The 14,160-nt window shown below is 59.3% G+C and carries 13 protein-coding genes and 1 tRNA gene; 5 read left to right on the forward strand and 9 right to left on the reverse strand.

The annotated features are described in order from the left end of the window. The 6 genes from ABXR19_RS18245 to ABXR19_RS18270 all read right to left on the reverse strand — a co-directional run. A partial coding sequence (locus ABXR19_RS18245) for an MCP four helix bundle domain-containing protein (RefSeq protein WP_354602588.1) occupies positions 1 to 701 on the reverse strand: 701 nt, incomplete at its 3' end. 39 nt (positions 702 to 740) lie between these two features. Continuing rightward, complete coding sequence (locus ABXR19_RS18250; RefSeq protein WP_354602589.1) at positions 741 to 2,909, reverse strand: chemotaxis protein CheA; 2,169 nt, start codon at positions 2,907 to 2,909, stop codon at positions 741 to 743. Positions 2,910 to 2,912: 3 nt separating this feature from the next. Next, complete coding sequence (locus ABXR19_RS18255; RefSeq protein ID WP_354602590.1) at positions 2,913 to 3,251, reverse strand: STAS domain-containing protein; 339 nt, start codon at positions 3,249 to 3,251, stop codon at positions 2,913 to 2,915. A 101-nt stretch (positions 3,252 to 3,352) separates the two neighbouring features. Then, positions 3,353 to 4,651 (reverse strand): methyl-accepting chemotaxis protein, encoded by a 1,299-nt coding sequence (locus ABXR19_RS18260; RefSeq protein ID WP_354602591.1) that lies wholly within the window; start codon positions 4,649 to 4,651, stop codon positions 3,353 to 3,355. After that, positions 4,648 to 5,013 carry a response regulator gene (locus ABXR19_RS18265; protein WP_354602592.1) on the reverse strand — a complete coding sequence of 122 codons (366 nt, stop codon included), beginning with the start codon at positions 5,011 to 5,013 and terminating at the stop codon, positions 4,648 to 4,650. The genes ABXR19_RS18260 and ABXR19_RS18265 overlap by 4 nt, the downstream gene beginning before the upstream one ends. A 297-nt stretch (positions 5,014 to 5,310) precedes the next feature. Next, positions 5,311 to 6,633 carry a hemolysin family protein gene (locus ABXR19_RS18270; protein WP_354602593.1) on the reverse strand — a complete coding sequence of 441 codons (1,323 nt, stop codon included), beginning with the start codon at positions 6,631 to 6,633 and terminating at the stop codon, positions 5,311 to 5,313. A 195-nt stretch (positions 6,634 to 6,828) separates the two neighbouring features. Between ABXR19_RS18270 and ABXR19_RS18275 the strand changes: the two genes are divergently transcribed. Next, a complete protein-coding gene (locus ABXR19_RS18275) occupies positions 6,829 to 7,125 on the forward strand; it encodes a hypothetical protein (RefSeq protein ID WP_354602594.1) in 297 nt (98 codons plus the stop codon). A 225-nt stretch (positions 7,126 to 7,350) separates the two neighbouring features. On the opposite strand, the gene ABXR19_RS18280 is transcribed toward ABXR19_RS18275, so the two are convergent. The 3 genes from ABXR19_RS18280 to ABXR19_RS18290 form a co-directional block, all read right to left on the reverse strand. Continuing rightward, positions 7,351 to 9,246, reverse strand: a complete 1,896-nt coding sequence (locus ABXR19_RS18280; protein ID WP_354602595.1) for a methyl-accepting chemotaxis protein — start codon at positions 9,244 to 9,246, stop codon at positions 7,351 to 7,353. A 520-nt stretch (positions 9,247 to 9,766) separates the two neighbouring features. Continuing rightward, positions 9,767 to 9,843 (reverse strand) — tRNA-Pro (locus ABXR19_RS18285). A 15-nt stretch (positions 9,844 to 9,858) separates the two neighbouring features. Then, on the reverse strand, positions 9,859 to 10,827 hold the full coding sequence (locus ABXR19_RS18290; RefSeq protein ID WP_435594341.1) for a polyprenyl synthetase family protein: 969 nt from the start codon (positions 10,825 to 10,827) through the stop codon (positions 9,859 to 9,861). A 200-nt stretch (positions 10,828 to 11,027) separates the two neighbouring features. On the opposite strand from ABXR19_RS18290, the gene rplU reads away from it, so the two are divergent. The 4 genes from rplU (at position 11,028) to proB (ending at position 14,078) form a co-directional block, all read left to right on the forward strand. Beyond that, positions 11,028 to 11,339, forward strand: coding sequence for a 50S ribosomal protein L21 (rplU, locus tag ABXR19_RS18295; RefSeq protein ID WP_354602621.1), 312 nt, complete (start codon positions 11,028 to 11,030; stop codon positions 11,337 to 11,339). Positions 11,340 to 11,356: 17 nt separating this feature from the next. Next, positions 11,357 to 11,623 carry a 50S ribosomal protein L27 gene (gene rpmA, locus ABXR19_RS18300; RefSeq protein WP_354602596.1) on the forward strand — a complete coding sequence of 89 codons (267 nt, stop codon included), beginning with the start codon at positions 11,357 to 11,359 and terminating at the stop codon, positions 11,621 to 11,623. Between the two features lie 120 nt (positions 11,624 to 11,743). Further along, positions 11,744 to 12,892, forward strand: coding sequence for an Obg family GTPase CgtA (cgtA, locus tag ABXR19_RS18305; protein ID WP_354602597.1), 1,149 nt, complete (start codon positions 11,744 to 11,746; stop codon positions 12,890 to 12,892). A gap of 70 nt (positions 12,893 to 12,962) precedes the next feature. Further along, on the forward strand, positions 12,963 to 14,078 hold the full coding sequence (proB, locus tag ABXR19_RS18310; protein WP_354602598.1) for a glutamate 5-kinase: 1,116 nt from the start codon (positions 12,963 to 12,965) through the stop codon (positions 14,076 to 14,078). The last annotated feature ends 82 nt before the right edge of the window (positions 14,079 to 14,160 follow it).

Here is a 14,160-nt window from a genome sequence, read left to right on the forward strand (position 1 = left end):
GCGGTGAGATCGCCCTCGGCGATCCGGGTCGCTACATCCAATGCGTCGCCAATCGGTTTGGTGATGCTGCGGGTGACGATCCAGGCGGCAAGTGCGGCAAGCACCAGCGCGACCAGGAAGGTCACCAGCACCAGGGTGCGGGTTTGCTGGGCGAGGGCCTCGGCTTCATCCCCGTCGGCTTCCATGATCTTGGTCTGGAACTCGTTCAAGGCCTTCAAGGCACCCATGTATTCACCTTGCGTCTTGCGCAGGTCGCCGAAGATGGCGGTCACCGCATCGGCACGCCGGTTCTCATTTATCGCCTTGATCACCACATCCTGAGAAGCCACATACGCTGCACGCGTGGAACTCACAGTCTTGAGCAGATCGCGGCCCTTGTCCGAGGTGATGGACTTGTCCAATTTATCGATGTTTTCACTGATCTGCTTGCGCAAATCCGGGATCTGGTCGAGTTCGGCTTTAACCACATCCGGTTTGTCGGCCAGCATGGCATTGCGCAAACGCCGGGCAATCGTATCCAGATCGTTGATGGTGTCATTGACCAGTACCGTTTTCGGGAAACGGTCATTGGCCATCAAATTCACTTTTTCATTCAGCACCCCGACCCGGGTGAAAGCGAGAACTGAAATCACTGCCATCAAGGCCACGATCAGGCCAAATCCAATGGCTAGTTTCACACCGAGTTTCAAGTTTTTGAACATGATCCAGCTCCTTCGTTTGAAATTATTAATCGTCGTGGATTAGCCGTTACTCATGCTCACCGCGCGCTTGGTTTTTTCCTGATCAGCCGCCAGGCCGATCAATGCAGGCACATCCAGAATCAAAGCCACCTCACCACCGCCCAGAATCGTGGAACCGGCGACGCCGCGCAGCTTCTGGAAAATGCGACCGAGCGGTTTGATCACGGTCTGAAATTCACCCATCAATTCATCGACTAGCAGCCCGGCCTTGCGCCCGCCGTAACGCACCACCACCACGTTTTCGCGCTTGCCGGCGGGGCCGCCGATCTCGAGGAATTCGCGCAGGCGGATGCAGGGCAGCACCTCGCCGCGCAGGTTGATGTAGTTGCTGCCTGTGTTCGTATGGCTCTGCTCGATGCATTCTTCGACCATTTCCAGCGGTACCACGAAGGCTGAACCGCCAACGCCCATCAGGAAACCATCGATGATCGCCAGCGTCAGCGGCAAACGGATGCGAATCAGCGTGCCCTGCCCTTCAACGCTTTCCACATCCACCGTGCCGCGCAGGGCTTCGATATTGCGGCGCACGACATCCATGCCGACGCCGCGCCCGGACAGGCTGCTGACCTGCTCGGCGGTGGAGAAGCCGGGTTCGAAAATTAGCCGACACAGCTCCTGATCGCTCATTTCTGCGTTAGCGGCGATCAGGCCACGCGCGATGGCTTTTTCGCGGATGCGCGTACGGTTCAGGCCACCGCCGTTGTCGGAGACCTCGATCACCACGCTGCCGGATTCGTGATAGGCATTCAGGCCGAGCATGCCGCGTTCCGGTTTGCCCTGGGTGCGGCGCACTTCGGCGCTTTCGATGCCGTGATCCATCGCGTTGCGTACCAGATGCATCAGCGGATCGCCGATCTTGTCGACCACGCTTTTATCCAGTTCAGTGTCTTCGCCCTGCACGCGCAATTCGATGTCCTTGCCGATCTCCTTGGAGACATCACGCACGACCCGCTGGAAGCGGGTGAATACGTCGCCGATCTGCACCATGCGCAGACGCAAAGCGCCATCGCGTACTTCTTCGACCAGACGCGAAATGGTCGAGGTAGCCTCGCTCATCACGGCATCGTGCGAGCGCTGCGCCAGCAAGGAAACCGCCGAGCCGGCAATCACCAGTTCGCCGACCAGATTGATCAGGTGATCGAGCTTGTCAGCATGCACGCGGATCAGCTGCGCATCCTGTGCGCGCCGCTCGCTACCCTGCACTTGTTTGCTGACGGCGGCTTCGACCAGTGCCTTCTGCACCACTTGCTGTTCCACCAGAATCTCGCCCAGCGGCGGCGGCGCCGGTTCGTCGGTGATGTCCTGTTGCTGCACCGTCAGGCCAGCATTCAGTTCCTGTTCGGTCAGCACGCCGGCCTTCACCAGAATCTCGCCGAGGCGCAGATTGTCTTCCGGCAGGCTCATGATCAAGGCGATGTAATCATCCAGGCGGCTGTCTGGCGGCAGGATGCGCAGCAGGCAGTTATCGCGCACGAATTCGAAGACGCGTTCGATCTTTTCCTTGCTGGTATCGGATTTGAAATCGATTTCAAATCCCAGATAGCAGCTCTCGGCATCCATTTCCTCGGCCGGCGGAATGGCATCGGTCAGGGTGGTGATGTGGGTGATCTCGCCAAAGCTGGCCAGATAACGGATGAAGGACAGCGGATCCATGCCTTCGCGCAGTACGTTCGTGCCAAAGCGGATCGAGATGTGCCAGCAATCATGGCCGATCAGGCCGCCGCGCGCGGCATGCAGCGGGCCATCGGAGCGGGCCAGCGCACTGCCGGCGTCGGCTGTCTCGGTGCCGGTAATCTTGTGCAGCAAGGCATGCAAGGCAGCGCCTTGCGCCAGCAATTCGACCGGCGGACTGCTGATTTCATCGGCCACGAAGGTGAGCAAGGCGCGGATATGATCAATGCAGCTGAAAATCAGGTCAATCAGCTCGGCGCCCAACTGCAGGCGTTCTTCGCGCGCATCGTCCAGCAGGTTTTCGAGCACATGCACAAAGCTTTCGATGTAGCGGCATTCGACGACGCCCGCACCGCCCTTGATGGTGTGCACTGCGCGGAAAATGGCGTTGATCAGTTCGGGGTTGTTGCCGTCTTTCTCCAGCGCCAGCAGGCTTTCATCCAGCACTGTCAGCAATTCCTGGCATTCGGCAATAAAGGCTTCGCGTACCGGATCCATGATTCAAGCCCCCATTGAAGATTGTTCAGCCGCAACCAGCAGCGGATCGCCAAACCAACCAACCATGCCGCACAGGTCCAGCGTCTCTTGCACCTCGGCGCTGTGCGCCACGATGGCCAGGTTGTGGCCCAGGCGGATCGCCTCGCGCTTGGCCAGCACCAGCACCTGCAAGCCGGCGGTGTCGAGCTCCTCAACCTTGAGCAGATCCAGCTCGACCTGCGCGGCGGATTCAACCGCCTGCAGCAGTTGCAGCTTGATCTCCGGTGCGCTGTAGATGTTCAGCCCGCCGTTGAGCGTGAGGCGCTCGGCTTTGGGCTTGGCTTTTGTTTTTGCCTCTGTCATGTTGTTGACTCCGTTTCAGAATCTGTTGATACGCAATTTTGATATCACGATAGTTCGCAGCAGGGGCCTGGTGCGGCGGGTTTCATTCATGTCGGCGCACCTCAAAACAACTCGATTTTCTTGCCGCCACCACCGGCCGGCGCAGCATTACGCCCCAGGGCGGAGGCATGCGCATCGCGCTGTCCATCCATCACATAACCGGAAAACATTTCGTCCAGCCGTTCGCCTAGCGGACGCAATGGCGGCACATCGCTGCGCGACTGATCCAAGGTTTGTGCCATCTGCGCCAGATGCTCAGCCAGGCCACCCATGGCACCGACCACGTGCTCGACTTGTTGACGCGTCACATCCTGAAACTGGATGTCGGCCATCACATCCATGAAGGCATGCGTCAGCGCCTCGCTGGTATTGCGCAACTGCTCCACCGTCTCGCTCTCACGCAGCACCAGATAGCCGTAACGCGCCCCCATTTCCGTCAGCTGACCTGCGAAAACCTCCAGCGTGACGACCTCATCTTTTTGCACGTCATGCGCAAGGCTATCGGCAAACTGCTCCTCGACATTGGAAGCGACCTTCATGATGCCTTCACGGATCTGCAGCACGGCCTGCTCGGTCTGCACCGAGAGCTTGCGTACCTCGTCAGCCACCACCGCAAACCCTCGCCCGGCTTCGCCCGCACGAGCCGCCTCAATCGCCGCATTCAGGGCCAGCAGATTGGTCTGGCTAGCTACATGTTTGATCAGATCCACAAGGGATTGCAGGCCGCGCGCATCGGCGACAATCGCGGCAATTTTCTCTTGCTGTACGCCAGTGTCCGTCACCCGCTCAGCGATGTAGCGCTGCATGTCATCCACCTGCGCCTGATTTTCAGACATGCTGCGGCGCGAGCTTTCCGCCATGCGTTCAGACTCACTGTTGAAGTAGCCGATGAACTCATTCATTGCACACAGGTGTTCATCCACTTTCTGCAGCCGCTCCATGATTTTCATGGCCGCCGCTTCGGTCTGCGAACTCATGGCACCGAGCTGGGTGGCGACCACATTCTGAAAGGCCGGAAAGGCCAACAGTTCGCGCTGTACCGGCGCCACGCGGTTATGCCAAAGATTCAGCCCCGCCTCTTCGACCTGCTCCTCTTCCTTGGCAAGGCCAAAAGCCGGATCGCGATACAGAAACCAGGAAGTCAGAAACTGCACGGCAAAAGCGGCCAGCACGGCAACTTCCACCATCAGCAAGGCGCCTCCACGATCCGACAGACCGAACCATTCGTGCAGCAGGGGCTCAAGCCAGCCAAAGCCCCACCAGGCACAGATGCCGATGATGATGACCGTCGACAGCGACACCAGCGACACGCGCACGATGAAGCAGCTGCGGCAATTAACGGGTTTGGGCGTAGCGCTCATTTCACCACCAACTTGACGGTAGAAATCAGCTCATCGGCGGTAACCGGCTTGACCAGCCAGCCTGAAGCCCCGGCAGCCTTGGCTTCGGCACGCTTGGCCTGTTGCGATTCGGTAGTGAGAAACAGGATGGGTACGAATTTCAGCGGCGCCAGCAGGCGCACCGCCTTGATGAACTCGATGCCGTTCATGCCCGGCATGTTCAGATCGGTAATGATCAGATTCGGCCGCAAACCGCCATTCAGCAGCCTGAGCCCTTCCTCGCCGGAAAGCGCCTTGTGCGCCTCATAACCCGATTTGCTCAGGATGCTTGAAGTACTGAGCAGCACCGTGCTCGAATCATCCACCAGCAATATTGATTTCATCACGCCCCCGTGTGTCAGGTTATCGAGCTGGCGCCCTCCCGGGACAACAACCGCTCTTTTCTCCTAACGACGTGCGCAAACGTATCTGAAGGCGCTTTTATTGCGCTGCCACAACAAACAGGGCTCTTTGCCCATGCGGGCAGGAAGGGGCTTGAAACAAGGCAGGCTGAAGAGCCGCGCAGGACGGGCATCTTCAGGCATCATCAGTGAAGAGGCAGGCCCGGGGCGGGTCTGCGGGCAGAGGCGTTTGTAGCCCGGTATGCAGCGCAACGGGATCCGGGCTACGAAACAGAGGAATCAGGCGTCGTTTTTCTCGCGCTTGTCAGCGTCAGCAGCGCTTTCCAGCAAGGTCAGCAGCACCTTGTCGACGCGGTGACGATCCATATCGAGCACTTCAAAACGCATCGACAGACATTCAAAATGATCCGCCACGCGCGGCACGCGGCCGAGCTGATGCATTACAAAACCACCGATGGTGTGGAAGCCGCCAGTGTCGGAGCCGGGTAGCTCATCCACATCGAACATGCTGCAGAAACGCTCGACCATCATTGAGGCATCCAGCAGCCAGCTGCCGTCTTCGCGCTGCACGGCGTCGGCATCGACTTCCTCGTCATCATCCGGCAATTCGCCAACGATGGAGGTCAATACGTCAGTCAGAGACACGACGCCTTCAAGTTCGCCGTACTCATCCACCACCAGCGCGAACTGCACGCGGGTCTTGCGGAAATTCTCGAGCAGTTGCGAGGTCGTCACCGTGTCCGGCACGAACAAGGCCGGGCGCGTAACGGACTCGACATCGAGCACGCCGCCAGCCAGCGCAGGCTTGAGCAGATCGCCCACATGCAGCACGCCGAGTACGTTCTCCAGACCACCACGGCACACCACCAGACGACCATATTCGTTTTCGTCAATCTTGCTGCGCAACTCTTCCGGCTCGTCCAGATCCACGAAATGCACGTCCTTGCGCGGCGTCATGATCGTGCCGATGCGCTGTTCGTCCAGACGCAGCACATTGGAAACGATCTCCTGCTCGCTTTCATGGAACACGCCGGCTTCTGCGCCCTGCTCCATCAGCACCTTGATCTCTTCGTCAGTCACCGGCGGCTCATTCGAACGGCGGGCGTTGAAGGGGCGCAGGATCAGATCACCCGAAAAGGAAAACAGCCACACCAGCGGACGTGTCACCCGAGCCAATGCAGTCATGGGCGGCGCGATAATGGCGGCAATTTTCTCCGGCGCCAGCAGGGCCAGGCGCTTGGGCACCAGTTCGCCGATCACTACCGACAGATAGGTAATCAAGACCACCACCAGGCCAACAGCGACCGGGCGCGCATAGAGTTCGAAGCCGGAAAATGTCGCCAGCCACTCGGCAATCGGTGTTGCCAGCGCATCTTCACCGACCACACCGCTCAGAATCCCGATGGAAGTGATGCCAACCTGAACGGTGGACAGAAAGCTGGAGGGGTCATCATGCAGACGCATGGCGGCTTTGGCACCAAGCGAGCCATCATCGGCCAGTTTCTGCAAACGCGCCTTGCGCGAGGAGACAAGTGCGATCTCAGCCATGGCAAACACACCATTAAGCAGGATCAGCAAGAACAAGCCAAAGGCCAGATTCATATGTGTCGCCGGCCTGTACCGACGAGGATTGAAAGAGCGCAAGAGGATAACACGCAGCCACCATCGCGATCACGCGCAAACAATCACCTGTTGCAGATCAATCACTTGCACATGTTTGCAATTGGACTCTAGCAAGCATGTAGGTATTTACCCTAATATGACATTCTTTGGTTTTTTACTCCAACGATTCTCGTCATGGCCTTTCAGATCGAATCAACCAACCACTGCCCCAGCGGCCTTGCGCCACGCTGGAGTTGGTGGATCCGTGGCATCCACGGCAGTCGACGCTACGGCATCGTGGGCACTGACGAGCACGGCATGGGCTTGTACCTGTTCAAACATCACGCCACCCAGGCACCGGAACGCGAGCCCCTGATCAGCGCGGAGCAGTTCAAGCTGCCAGACAGTATCAGTCGCGCCGAAGCCATCAGCATGCTGACCAAAGCCTTGGTCACCCTGGGCTGGCATGAGGCGGAACTGCAGACGGCCTGAAACTGAGTTCCTGCGCTCGTAAACGCAAAAAGGCCACGCAGACACGTGGCCTTTTTGCGAACCAGAAGCGAGGGAGTGTGAAGCGCTGGCGGGCCAACTCATCTACGAACCTCAGCTGGACGGGCTCGCCCACGCTCGCCCATGCTCGCCCATGCTCGCCGCAAACCCTCACCCAGCATAGCTTTACAGACAGTCACCCCTGAGATGCCCGTCCAGCTTGCCTCTTCAGGCCATGCCTCGGCCCTTTGCTTTTAGCGGCTTGCTGCCATCCAGACTGAAGAAGGTCATTGTTTGCAGCAACTGCTGGGCCTGCGCGCCGAGTTCTTCGGCGGTCGCAGCCAGTTGTTCGGAGGCTGCAGCGTTTTGCTGCGTGGCGTTGCTAAGCTGGCCCATAGCGCCATTGATCTGGCCAACGCCAGTCGATTGTTCGGACGAGGCGCAGGCGATTTCCTGAACCAGCCCAGAGGTCTTGTTGATGCTCGGCACCATCGCGGTGAGCAGCATCAGCGCGCGCTCGGCCTGCTCGACGGATGAATTCGACAGGGCGTTGATTTCCTGAGCGGCAACCTGTGACCGCTCGGCAAGCTTGCGTACCTCTGCGGCGACCACCGCAAAGCCCTTGCCGTGCGCGCCGGCGCGCGCAGCTTCGATGGCGGCGTTTAGGGCGAGCAGATTGGTCTGATAGGCGATGTCGTCGATGATGCCGATCTTGCGGGCAATGCTGCGCATATCCTCGACCGTGCGCGTAACCGCTGCGCCAGTCTCTGTGGCCTCCTTGGCCGCTTTGGCAGCCATGCTGTCAGTAAGGTGGGCGTTCTCCGTGTTCTGGGCGATGGATACCCCCATCTGCTCCATTGACGCGGTGGTGGCCTCGACACTGCCGGCCTGTTCCGACGTGGACTGGGCGAGCGACTGGGCGGTGGCCGAAACCTGGTCGGCTGCGTTGCTCAGGTTGTTGGCAGCCGAGCGCACCTCGCCGATGATCGAGGTGAGATTGCTCACAGTGCGCGCCATGGCGCCCTGCAGTTCGCCGATCTCATCACTGCGATCCACGGTGATGCTCTTGCTGAGGACGCCATCGGCCACGCTGAGGGCGGTTTCGGTGATGTGATGGACATCGCGCAACATGTGAAAGAGCAGACGGGCAAAGACCAGGGAAAGGCCGATGGTAAGCACGCTGAGCAAAACGGCAATCAGCAGCGCATTGCGTGATGAACGATGCAACTGTGCAGCGGCGGTAATTGTCCTGGTGGCGATCTGGTCTTCGAGGCCCTTCATTGCTTCGATTTTTTTTGTAATGGTGGCAAACCAGAGCGCTGGCGCCACGCCGAAATTACCTTCGGCGGCTTTCTTCAGCGCGCCATTGCGCAGGCTTGCAGTTTCCTGCGCCGGAGGCGAGACCAGCAGTTGTTCCAGTGCGTCGATTTCGTCGGGAGTGGCCATGGCGCGGAAGCTGACCAGATACGTATCCTGATTGGCGAGAATGCCAGCCAGGCGATTAAGCAGAGGCAGATCAAAAGCCTTGTCGGCAGAGAAGGCCGCATTCAGCGTCGCGCGCTCGCGACCAGCCTGCTCCTTGGCCTGCACGAACATTGTGTAAGTGATGAATCGTCGCATCATCTCGGCATTGCCGAGGCTGGGGGCAACAGTTGAAACCGCCTCCAGATTGAGTTCGATGGCACGGGAAAAATAAGCAAACGAGTCCGGCCCCGGCAGATTCAAAGCACTGATCGCAACACGCTGGGTCTCCATCTGCCGCAGGAAATCGGCAGCATCAGAAAGGCGCCGAGTCAGCGTCGCGGGAAGCTCGGCCTGCGCGGCCTTGATCGCAGCCTCCAGCGCTTTAGCCTTGAGATCGGTATCCCGACGCTGAGTTTGCAGTTCACTCCGAAAACTCTGCCCCTTGCTGCCAATGAAGCCAGCTGACAGCCCGCGCTCCTTCTGCAACTCATGCACCAGCGCACTGTCTGCAATAGCGACTTCGCTGACGGCGGCGATGTGGCTGTTCTCCTGCATGGCCAGATAATTGCGAGCAATATCACGTAAAAGGTAAAAGGCGAAGCCAAGGGTCAGCAGCGTAATCATGCCGAGCAGACGAACACGAATCGAGCGGAAGTTCATGGCGGAACCCTTCGTTTGTACACTCTTTGCCACTAATTAAGGCCTGCGAGCACCCGCGGGCCGGGCACCTCACTCTCGCGGCAGGCGGGAAGATAGCGGACGGCCGCCTGCTGCAACGTAGCGCCGATGCCCACTCGCCTCTTCACCTCCTGCTGATATCGGGCGAAATATCGAAAAGTTGAAGCCGATGAGATCTGCTCGTGTAGACAGAAAGCTGCGCCTGGCAATGCGGAGTACCGCACAGAGGCATTCAGGAGGGGCGTAGGGCTATGCAACCAGTTTGGCGGAATGCGGAAAGGTTGGGCTCAGATCGGGGAGAGTCTGGATCGAGATTTGAAGCGCGAACGGTTTTCGACGGAAGCCATACATTTTTTCCTCAATCAGAAAAAACGTACGGAGCGAAAATCCAGAAATGCCGACCCCAGGAGGGGCAAAGTCGAAAAACTTGCCGCTGAGCGGCCTCCAGAAATGAAATTGGCGAATCAACAACCTTTTCAAGTCATTGATCCGCCAAGAATCCTGGTCGGGGTGAGAGGATTCGAACCTCCGGCCTCTACGTCCCGAACGTAGCGCTCTACCAGGCTAAGCTACACCCCGTTTGCCGTTGCGATCTTAATGCTGACGCGCAACCGCGAAAGAACATAATTGTAGCAGGCTATCCTTGAAAATGGAAGCCGGTAGATCGGAAATCAGTGCCGCAGCTTGCTCAGCTTCCTGACGCGCAAACACGCAGGTAGCCTCTAGCGCACCACAATCCTTGACCGCTTCGATCACCGCCGGAAACGCTTCGCGCCCACCCTCTTCAATCGCCTGACGCACCAGCGCTGCCTGCGTCGCCGAGCCATGCAGCATTACGTGAATCAGCGGCAGTGTCGGCTTGCCCTCAGCCAGATCATCACCCAGATGCTTGCCGGTCGCCTCTTCGTCACCGGAATAGTCCAGTACATCGTCAATCAACTGGAAGGCGGTGCCTATATGCCGGCCGAAGGCCGCCATGCGCTCCTGCCCGGCTTCATTCAGCCCACCCAGAATTGCACCAAGACGTGCCGCCGCTTCGAAAAGCGTGGCCGTCTTATAGTGAATCACCTGCAGATAGGCCTCGACGCTGACATCTGCATTGTGCACATTCAACAATTGAAGCACTTCGCCTTCGGCAATCACATTGGTTGCATCAGCCAGCACGCGCATCACGCGCATGTCTTCGATCCCCACCATCATCTGAAAAGCGCGCGAATACAAAAAGTCGCCGACCAGCACCGCTGCCGCATTACCGAACAGGGCATTTGCCGTACTGCGGCCGCGCCGCAAATCAGACTCATCCACCACGTCATCGTGCAGCAGGGTCGCGGTATGAATGAATTCAACCACGGCAGCCAACTCGTGATGATGCGTGCCGCGATAGCCCAAAGCATTCGCCACCAGCAACAGCAAGGCCGGGCGCATGCGCTTGCCACCCGCCGCGATGATGTATTCGGACACCTGGCTGATCAAAGCCACTTCAGAATGCAGGCGCTTGCGGATAACGCCATTGACCGCCTCCATGTCGGAAGCAAGCGGCGCGTAGAGTTGTTCTAGTTGCAAGGCAGCCACGTTATAAGCTTGGGGAAAGGCGCGATGGTATGAGGCGCAGCGCAACATCGTCAAGGCCAGTCTGTTTTAACCGGCATCAAACCGGGGCGCGATGAAATCCCTATTTTAGAAGCAGATTGTTCTTGACCGAGGCAGGCCGAATCTGCATAATCTATGGTTTCCCACGCTCTTTGTAATTGGAGTCCAACATGTTGTATGCGGTCATAAAAACCGGAGGCAAGCAGTATCGCGTTGCTGCCGGCGAAAAAATCAAAATAGAACAGATACCGGCAGACGTTGGCACTGAAATCACCATCGACCAGATTCTTATGGTTGGTGAAGGCGAAACCGTGAAAATCGGTACGCCCATGATTGAAGGTGCGAGTGTCAAGGCTACTGTTCTGACTCAGGGTCGTCACAAGAAGGTCGAGATCTTCAAGATGCGTCGCCGTAAGCACTACCAGAAGCATCAGGGTCACCGTCAGAACTACACCGAAATCCGCATTGACGCGATTTCGGCTTAAGCAGGAGCTAATACGCTATGGCACACAAAAAAGCAGGCGGCAGTGTACGTAACGGCCGCGACTCTGAATCAAAACGACTCGGCGTAAAGCGCTACGGTGGTCAACTCGTGCTGGCTGGCAACATTCTTGTTCGCCAACGTGGCACCGAGTATCACCCCGGTGAAAACGTCGGCATGGGCAAGGATCACACCCTGTTCGCACTGAAGACCGGCCGCGTGCTGTTCGCAGTCAAGGGCGCTTCGCGTCGTCGTACCGTGATCATCGTTCCGGAAGCCGCTGTTTAATCAGGCTCCGAGCGACACCCGAAAGCCCTGTCGCAGCGCGATAGGGCTTTTTCCTTTTCTGCCGGGGCACTTCAGCCCGGAAAAAAGGACCAATAGCAGTACCTTTCTGGAAGTCCGAACATGAAGTTTTACGACGAAGCACGCATTGAAGTATTCGCCGGCGATGGTGGCAACGGCAATGCCTCGTTCCGTCGCGAAAAATTTATCCCCCGTGGCGGCCCGGATGGCGGCGATGGCGGCCACGGCGGCAGCATCTACGCGGTGGCGGATCGCAACCTGAACACCCTGGTCGATTTCCGCTACACCCGCTCCTTCCGCGCCGAACACGGCGAAAAAGGCGGCACCACCGACTGCTATGGCAAGGGCGGTGATGACATGACCCTGCGCATGCCGGTCGGCACGCTGATCAAGAATCACGAGACCGGTGAGCTGATCGCCGATCTGGACGTGGACGGCAAGATGCTGCTGATCGCCCGTGGCGGCAAAGGCGGCCTCGGCAACATCCACTTCAAGAGCAGCACCAACCGCGCGCCGCGTCAGAAAACCAATGGCGAGCCGGGCCAGCAATTCAGCCTCGCGCTGGAACTCAAGGTGCTGGCGGACGTCGGTCTGCTGGGCATGCCCAACGCCGGCAAGTCCACTTTCATCCGTGCCGTTTCCGCCGCCAAACCCAAGGTGGCGGGTTATCCCTTCACCACGCTGGCGCCGAATCTTGGCGTCGTGCGTACTTCTGAAGGCCGCAGCTTCGTCATCGCCGACATTCCCGGCCTGATCGAAGGCGCCGCCGAAGGTCTGGGCCTCGGCCACCGCTTCCTGCGTCACCTGCAACGCACCAACGTACTGCTGCACCTCGTCGATCTCGCCCCCTTCGATCCGTCTACCGATCCGGTGCATGAAGCGCGCGCCATCGTTGAAGAGCTGCGCAAGTACGACGAATTGCTGCATCAGAAGACCCGCTGGCTTGTCCTCAACAAGCTCGATCTGATTCCCGAAGAAGAGCGCGACGCCCGCGTCCGTGCCTTCCTCGACGCCTACGGCGAACCCGAACGCTGGTTTGCGATTTCCGGCATCAATGGCGAAGGCTGCCAAAAACTGATCTTCGCGATTCAGGATTTCCTCGACGCCCAGCCCAAGCTCTCGGATGAAGAGAAACGCGCAGCCGTCAATGGCGGCCCGGAAGCCTTCCCGATCGGCAAGGCGGATGAAGACGAGGAGGACGAAGATGATGAAGACGACGATTACGACGGCGAAATCATCTACGCTCGCTGAGTAGGGTGCGCATTGCGCACCATCCCGCTATCAACCCTGCACGACGGTGCGTAATGCGCACCCTACCAACATGCGCAATTCCATCCGCAACGCTCGCCGCCTCGTCGTCAAAGTAGGCTCAGCCCTTGTCACCAACAATGGTGCCGGCCTTGATCTGGCCGCCATCGGCGACTGGGCGCGGCAGATCGCTGCGCTGCGCGCCGAAGGCCGCGAGATCGTACTGGTGTCGAGCGGCGCGATTGCCGCCGGCATGCAGCGTCTGGGCTGGAGCGAGCGCCCGGCCGAAACCCACGCCCTGCAGGCCGCCGCGGCGGTTGGCCAGATGGGTTTGGCGCAGGCCTACGAAGGCGCTTTCAACCAGTACGGACTGAAGACGGCCCAGCTGCTGCTGACCCACGCCGATCTGGCCGACCGCCTGCGCTACCTGAATGCCCGCTCCACCCTGACGACCTTGCTCGGCTTGGGCGTGGTGCCGATCATCAACGAGAACGACACCGTCGTAACCGACGAAATCAAGTTCGGCGACAACGACACGCTGGGCGCGCTGGTCGCCAACCTGATCGAAGCCGACGCGCTGATCATCCTCACCGACCAGAAAGGCCTGTACACCGCCGACCCGCGCCGCGATCCAGCCGCCACGCTGATTGCCGAAGGCCAGGCCGAAGACCGCAGCTATGAAGCCATGGCCGGCGGCGCTGGCAGCGGCATCTCGCGCGGCGGCATGATCACCAAGATCCGCGCGGCGCAACGCGCGGCCAGCTCTGGCGCCCACACCCTGATCGCCTCCGGCCGCGAAACCGATCCGCTGATCCGCCTGGCGGCTGGCGAGAGTCTCGGCACCCTGCTCTACGCCAGCAGCACCCCGCTGGCCGCACGCAAACAATGGCTGGCCGACCACCTGCAACTGGCCGGCTCGCTGGTACTGGATGAAGGCGCAGCCAAGGCATTGAAGGCCGGCGCCAGCCTGCTGCCGATTGGCGTGGTAAGTGTGGAGGGCGAATTCGGTCGTGGCGCTGCTGTGGCCTGCCGCGACCAAGCGGGCGTCGAGCTGGCGCGCGGACTCAGCAATTACGCCAGCGGCGAGGCGCGACGCATTGCACGCCATGCCAGCAGCGAGATCGAAACCCTGCTCGGCTACATCGAAGAGCCGGAGCTGATTCACCGGGATAATCTCGTTCTGCGTTAAAGGCAGTGCTGAGTTCTTAGGATTGAGTGCTGAGTAAAGTCGGCGCTGGCGGGGCCTGCGTGCAGGAGCACCCCAAGCGCGA

This window comes from Uliginosibacterium flavum (genome assembly GCF_040566545.1).
In the GTDB taxonomy this organism is placed as follows: domain Bacteria; phylum Pseudomonadota; class Gammaproteobacteria; order Burkholderiales; family Rhodocyclaceae; genus Uliginosibacterium; species Uliginosibacterium flavum.

Bases quoted from the DNA above. Each gene is read 5' to 3' on its own strand.
- ABXR19_RS18250 (WP_354602589.1), bottom strand. From the start codon at position 2,909: ATGGATCCGGTACGCGAAGCCTTTATTGCCGAATGCCAGGAATTGCTG.
- ABXR19_RS18255 (WP_354602590.1), bottom strand. From the start codon at position 3,251: ATGACAGAGGCAAAAACAAAAGCCAAGCCCAAAGCCGAGCGCCTCACG.
- ABXR19_RS18260 (WP_354602591.1), bottom strand. From the start codon at position 4,651: ATGAGCGCTACGCCCAAACCCGTTAATTGCCGCAGCTGCTTCATCGTG.
- ABXR19_RS18265 (WP_354602592.1), bottom strand. From the start codon at position 5,013: ATGAAATCAATATTGCTGGTGGATGATTCGAGCACGGTGCTGCTCAGT.
- ABXR19_RS18270 (WP_354602593.1), bottom strand. From the start codon at position 6,633: ATGAATCTGGCCTTTGGCTTGTTCTTGCTGATCCTGCTTAATGGTGTG.
- ABXR19_RS18275 (WP_354602594.1), top strand. From the start codon at position 6,829: ATGGCCTTTCAGATCGAATCAACCAACCACTGCCCCAGCGGCCTTGCG.
- ABXR19_RS18280 (WP_354602595.1), bottom strand. From the start codon at position 9,246: ATGAACTTCCGCTCGATTCGTGTTCGTCTGCTCGGCATGATTACGCTG.
- rpmA (WP_354602596.1), top strand. From the start codon at position 11,357: ATGGCACACAAAAAAGCAGGCGGCAGTGTACGTAACGGCCGCGACTCT.
- cgtA (WP_354602597.1), top strand. From the start codon at position 11,744: ATGAAGTTTTACGACGAAGCACGCATTGAAGTATTCGCCGGCGATGGT.
- proB (WP_354602598.1), top strand. From the start codon at position 12,963: ATGCGCAATTCCATCCGCAACGCTCGCCGCCTCGTCGTCAAAGTAGGC.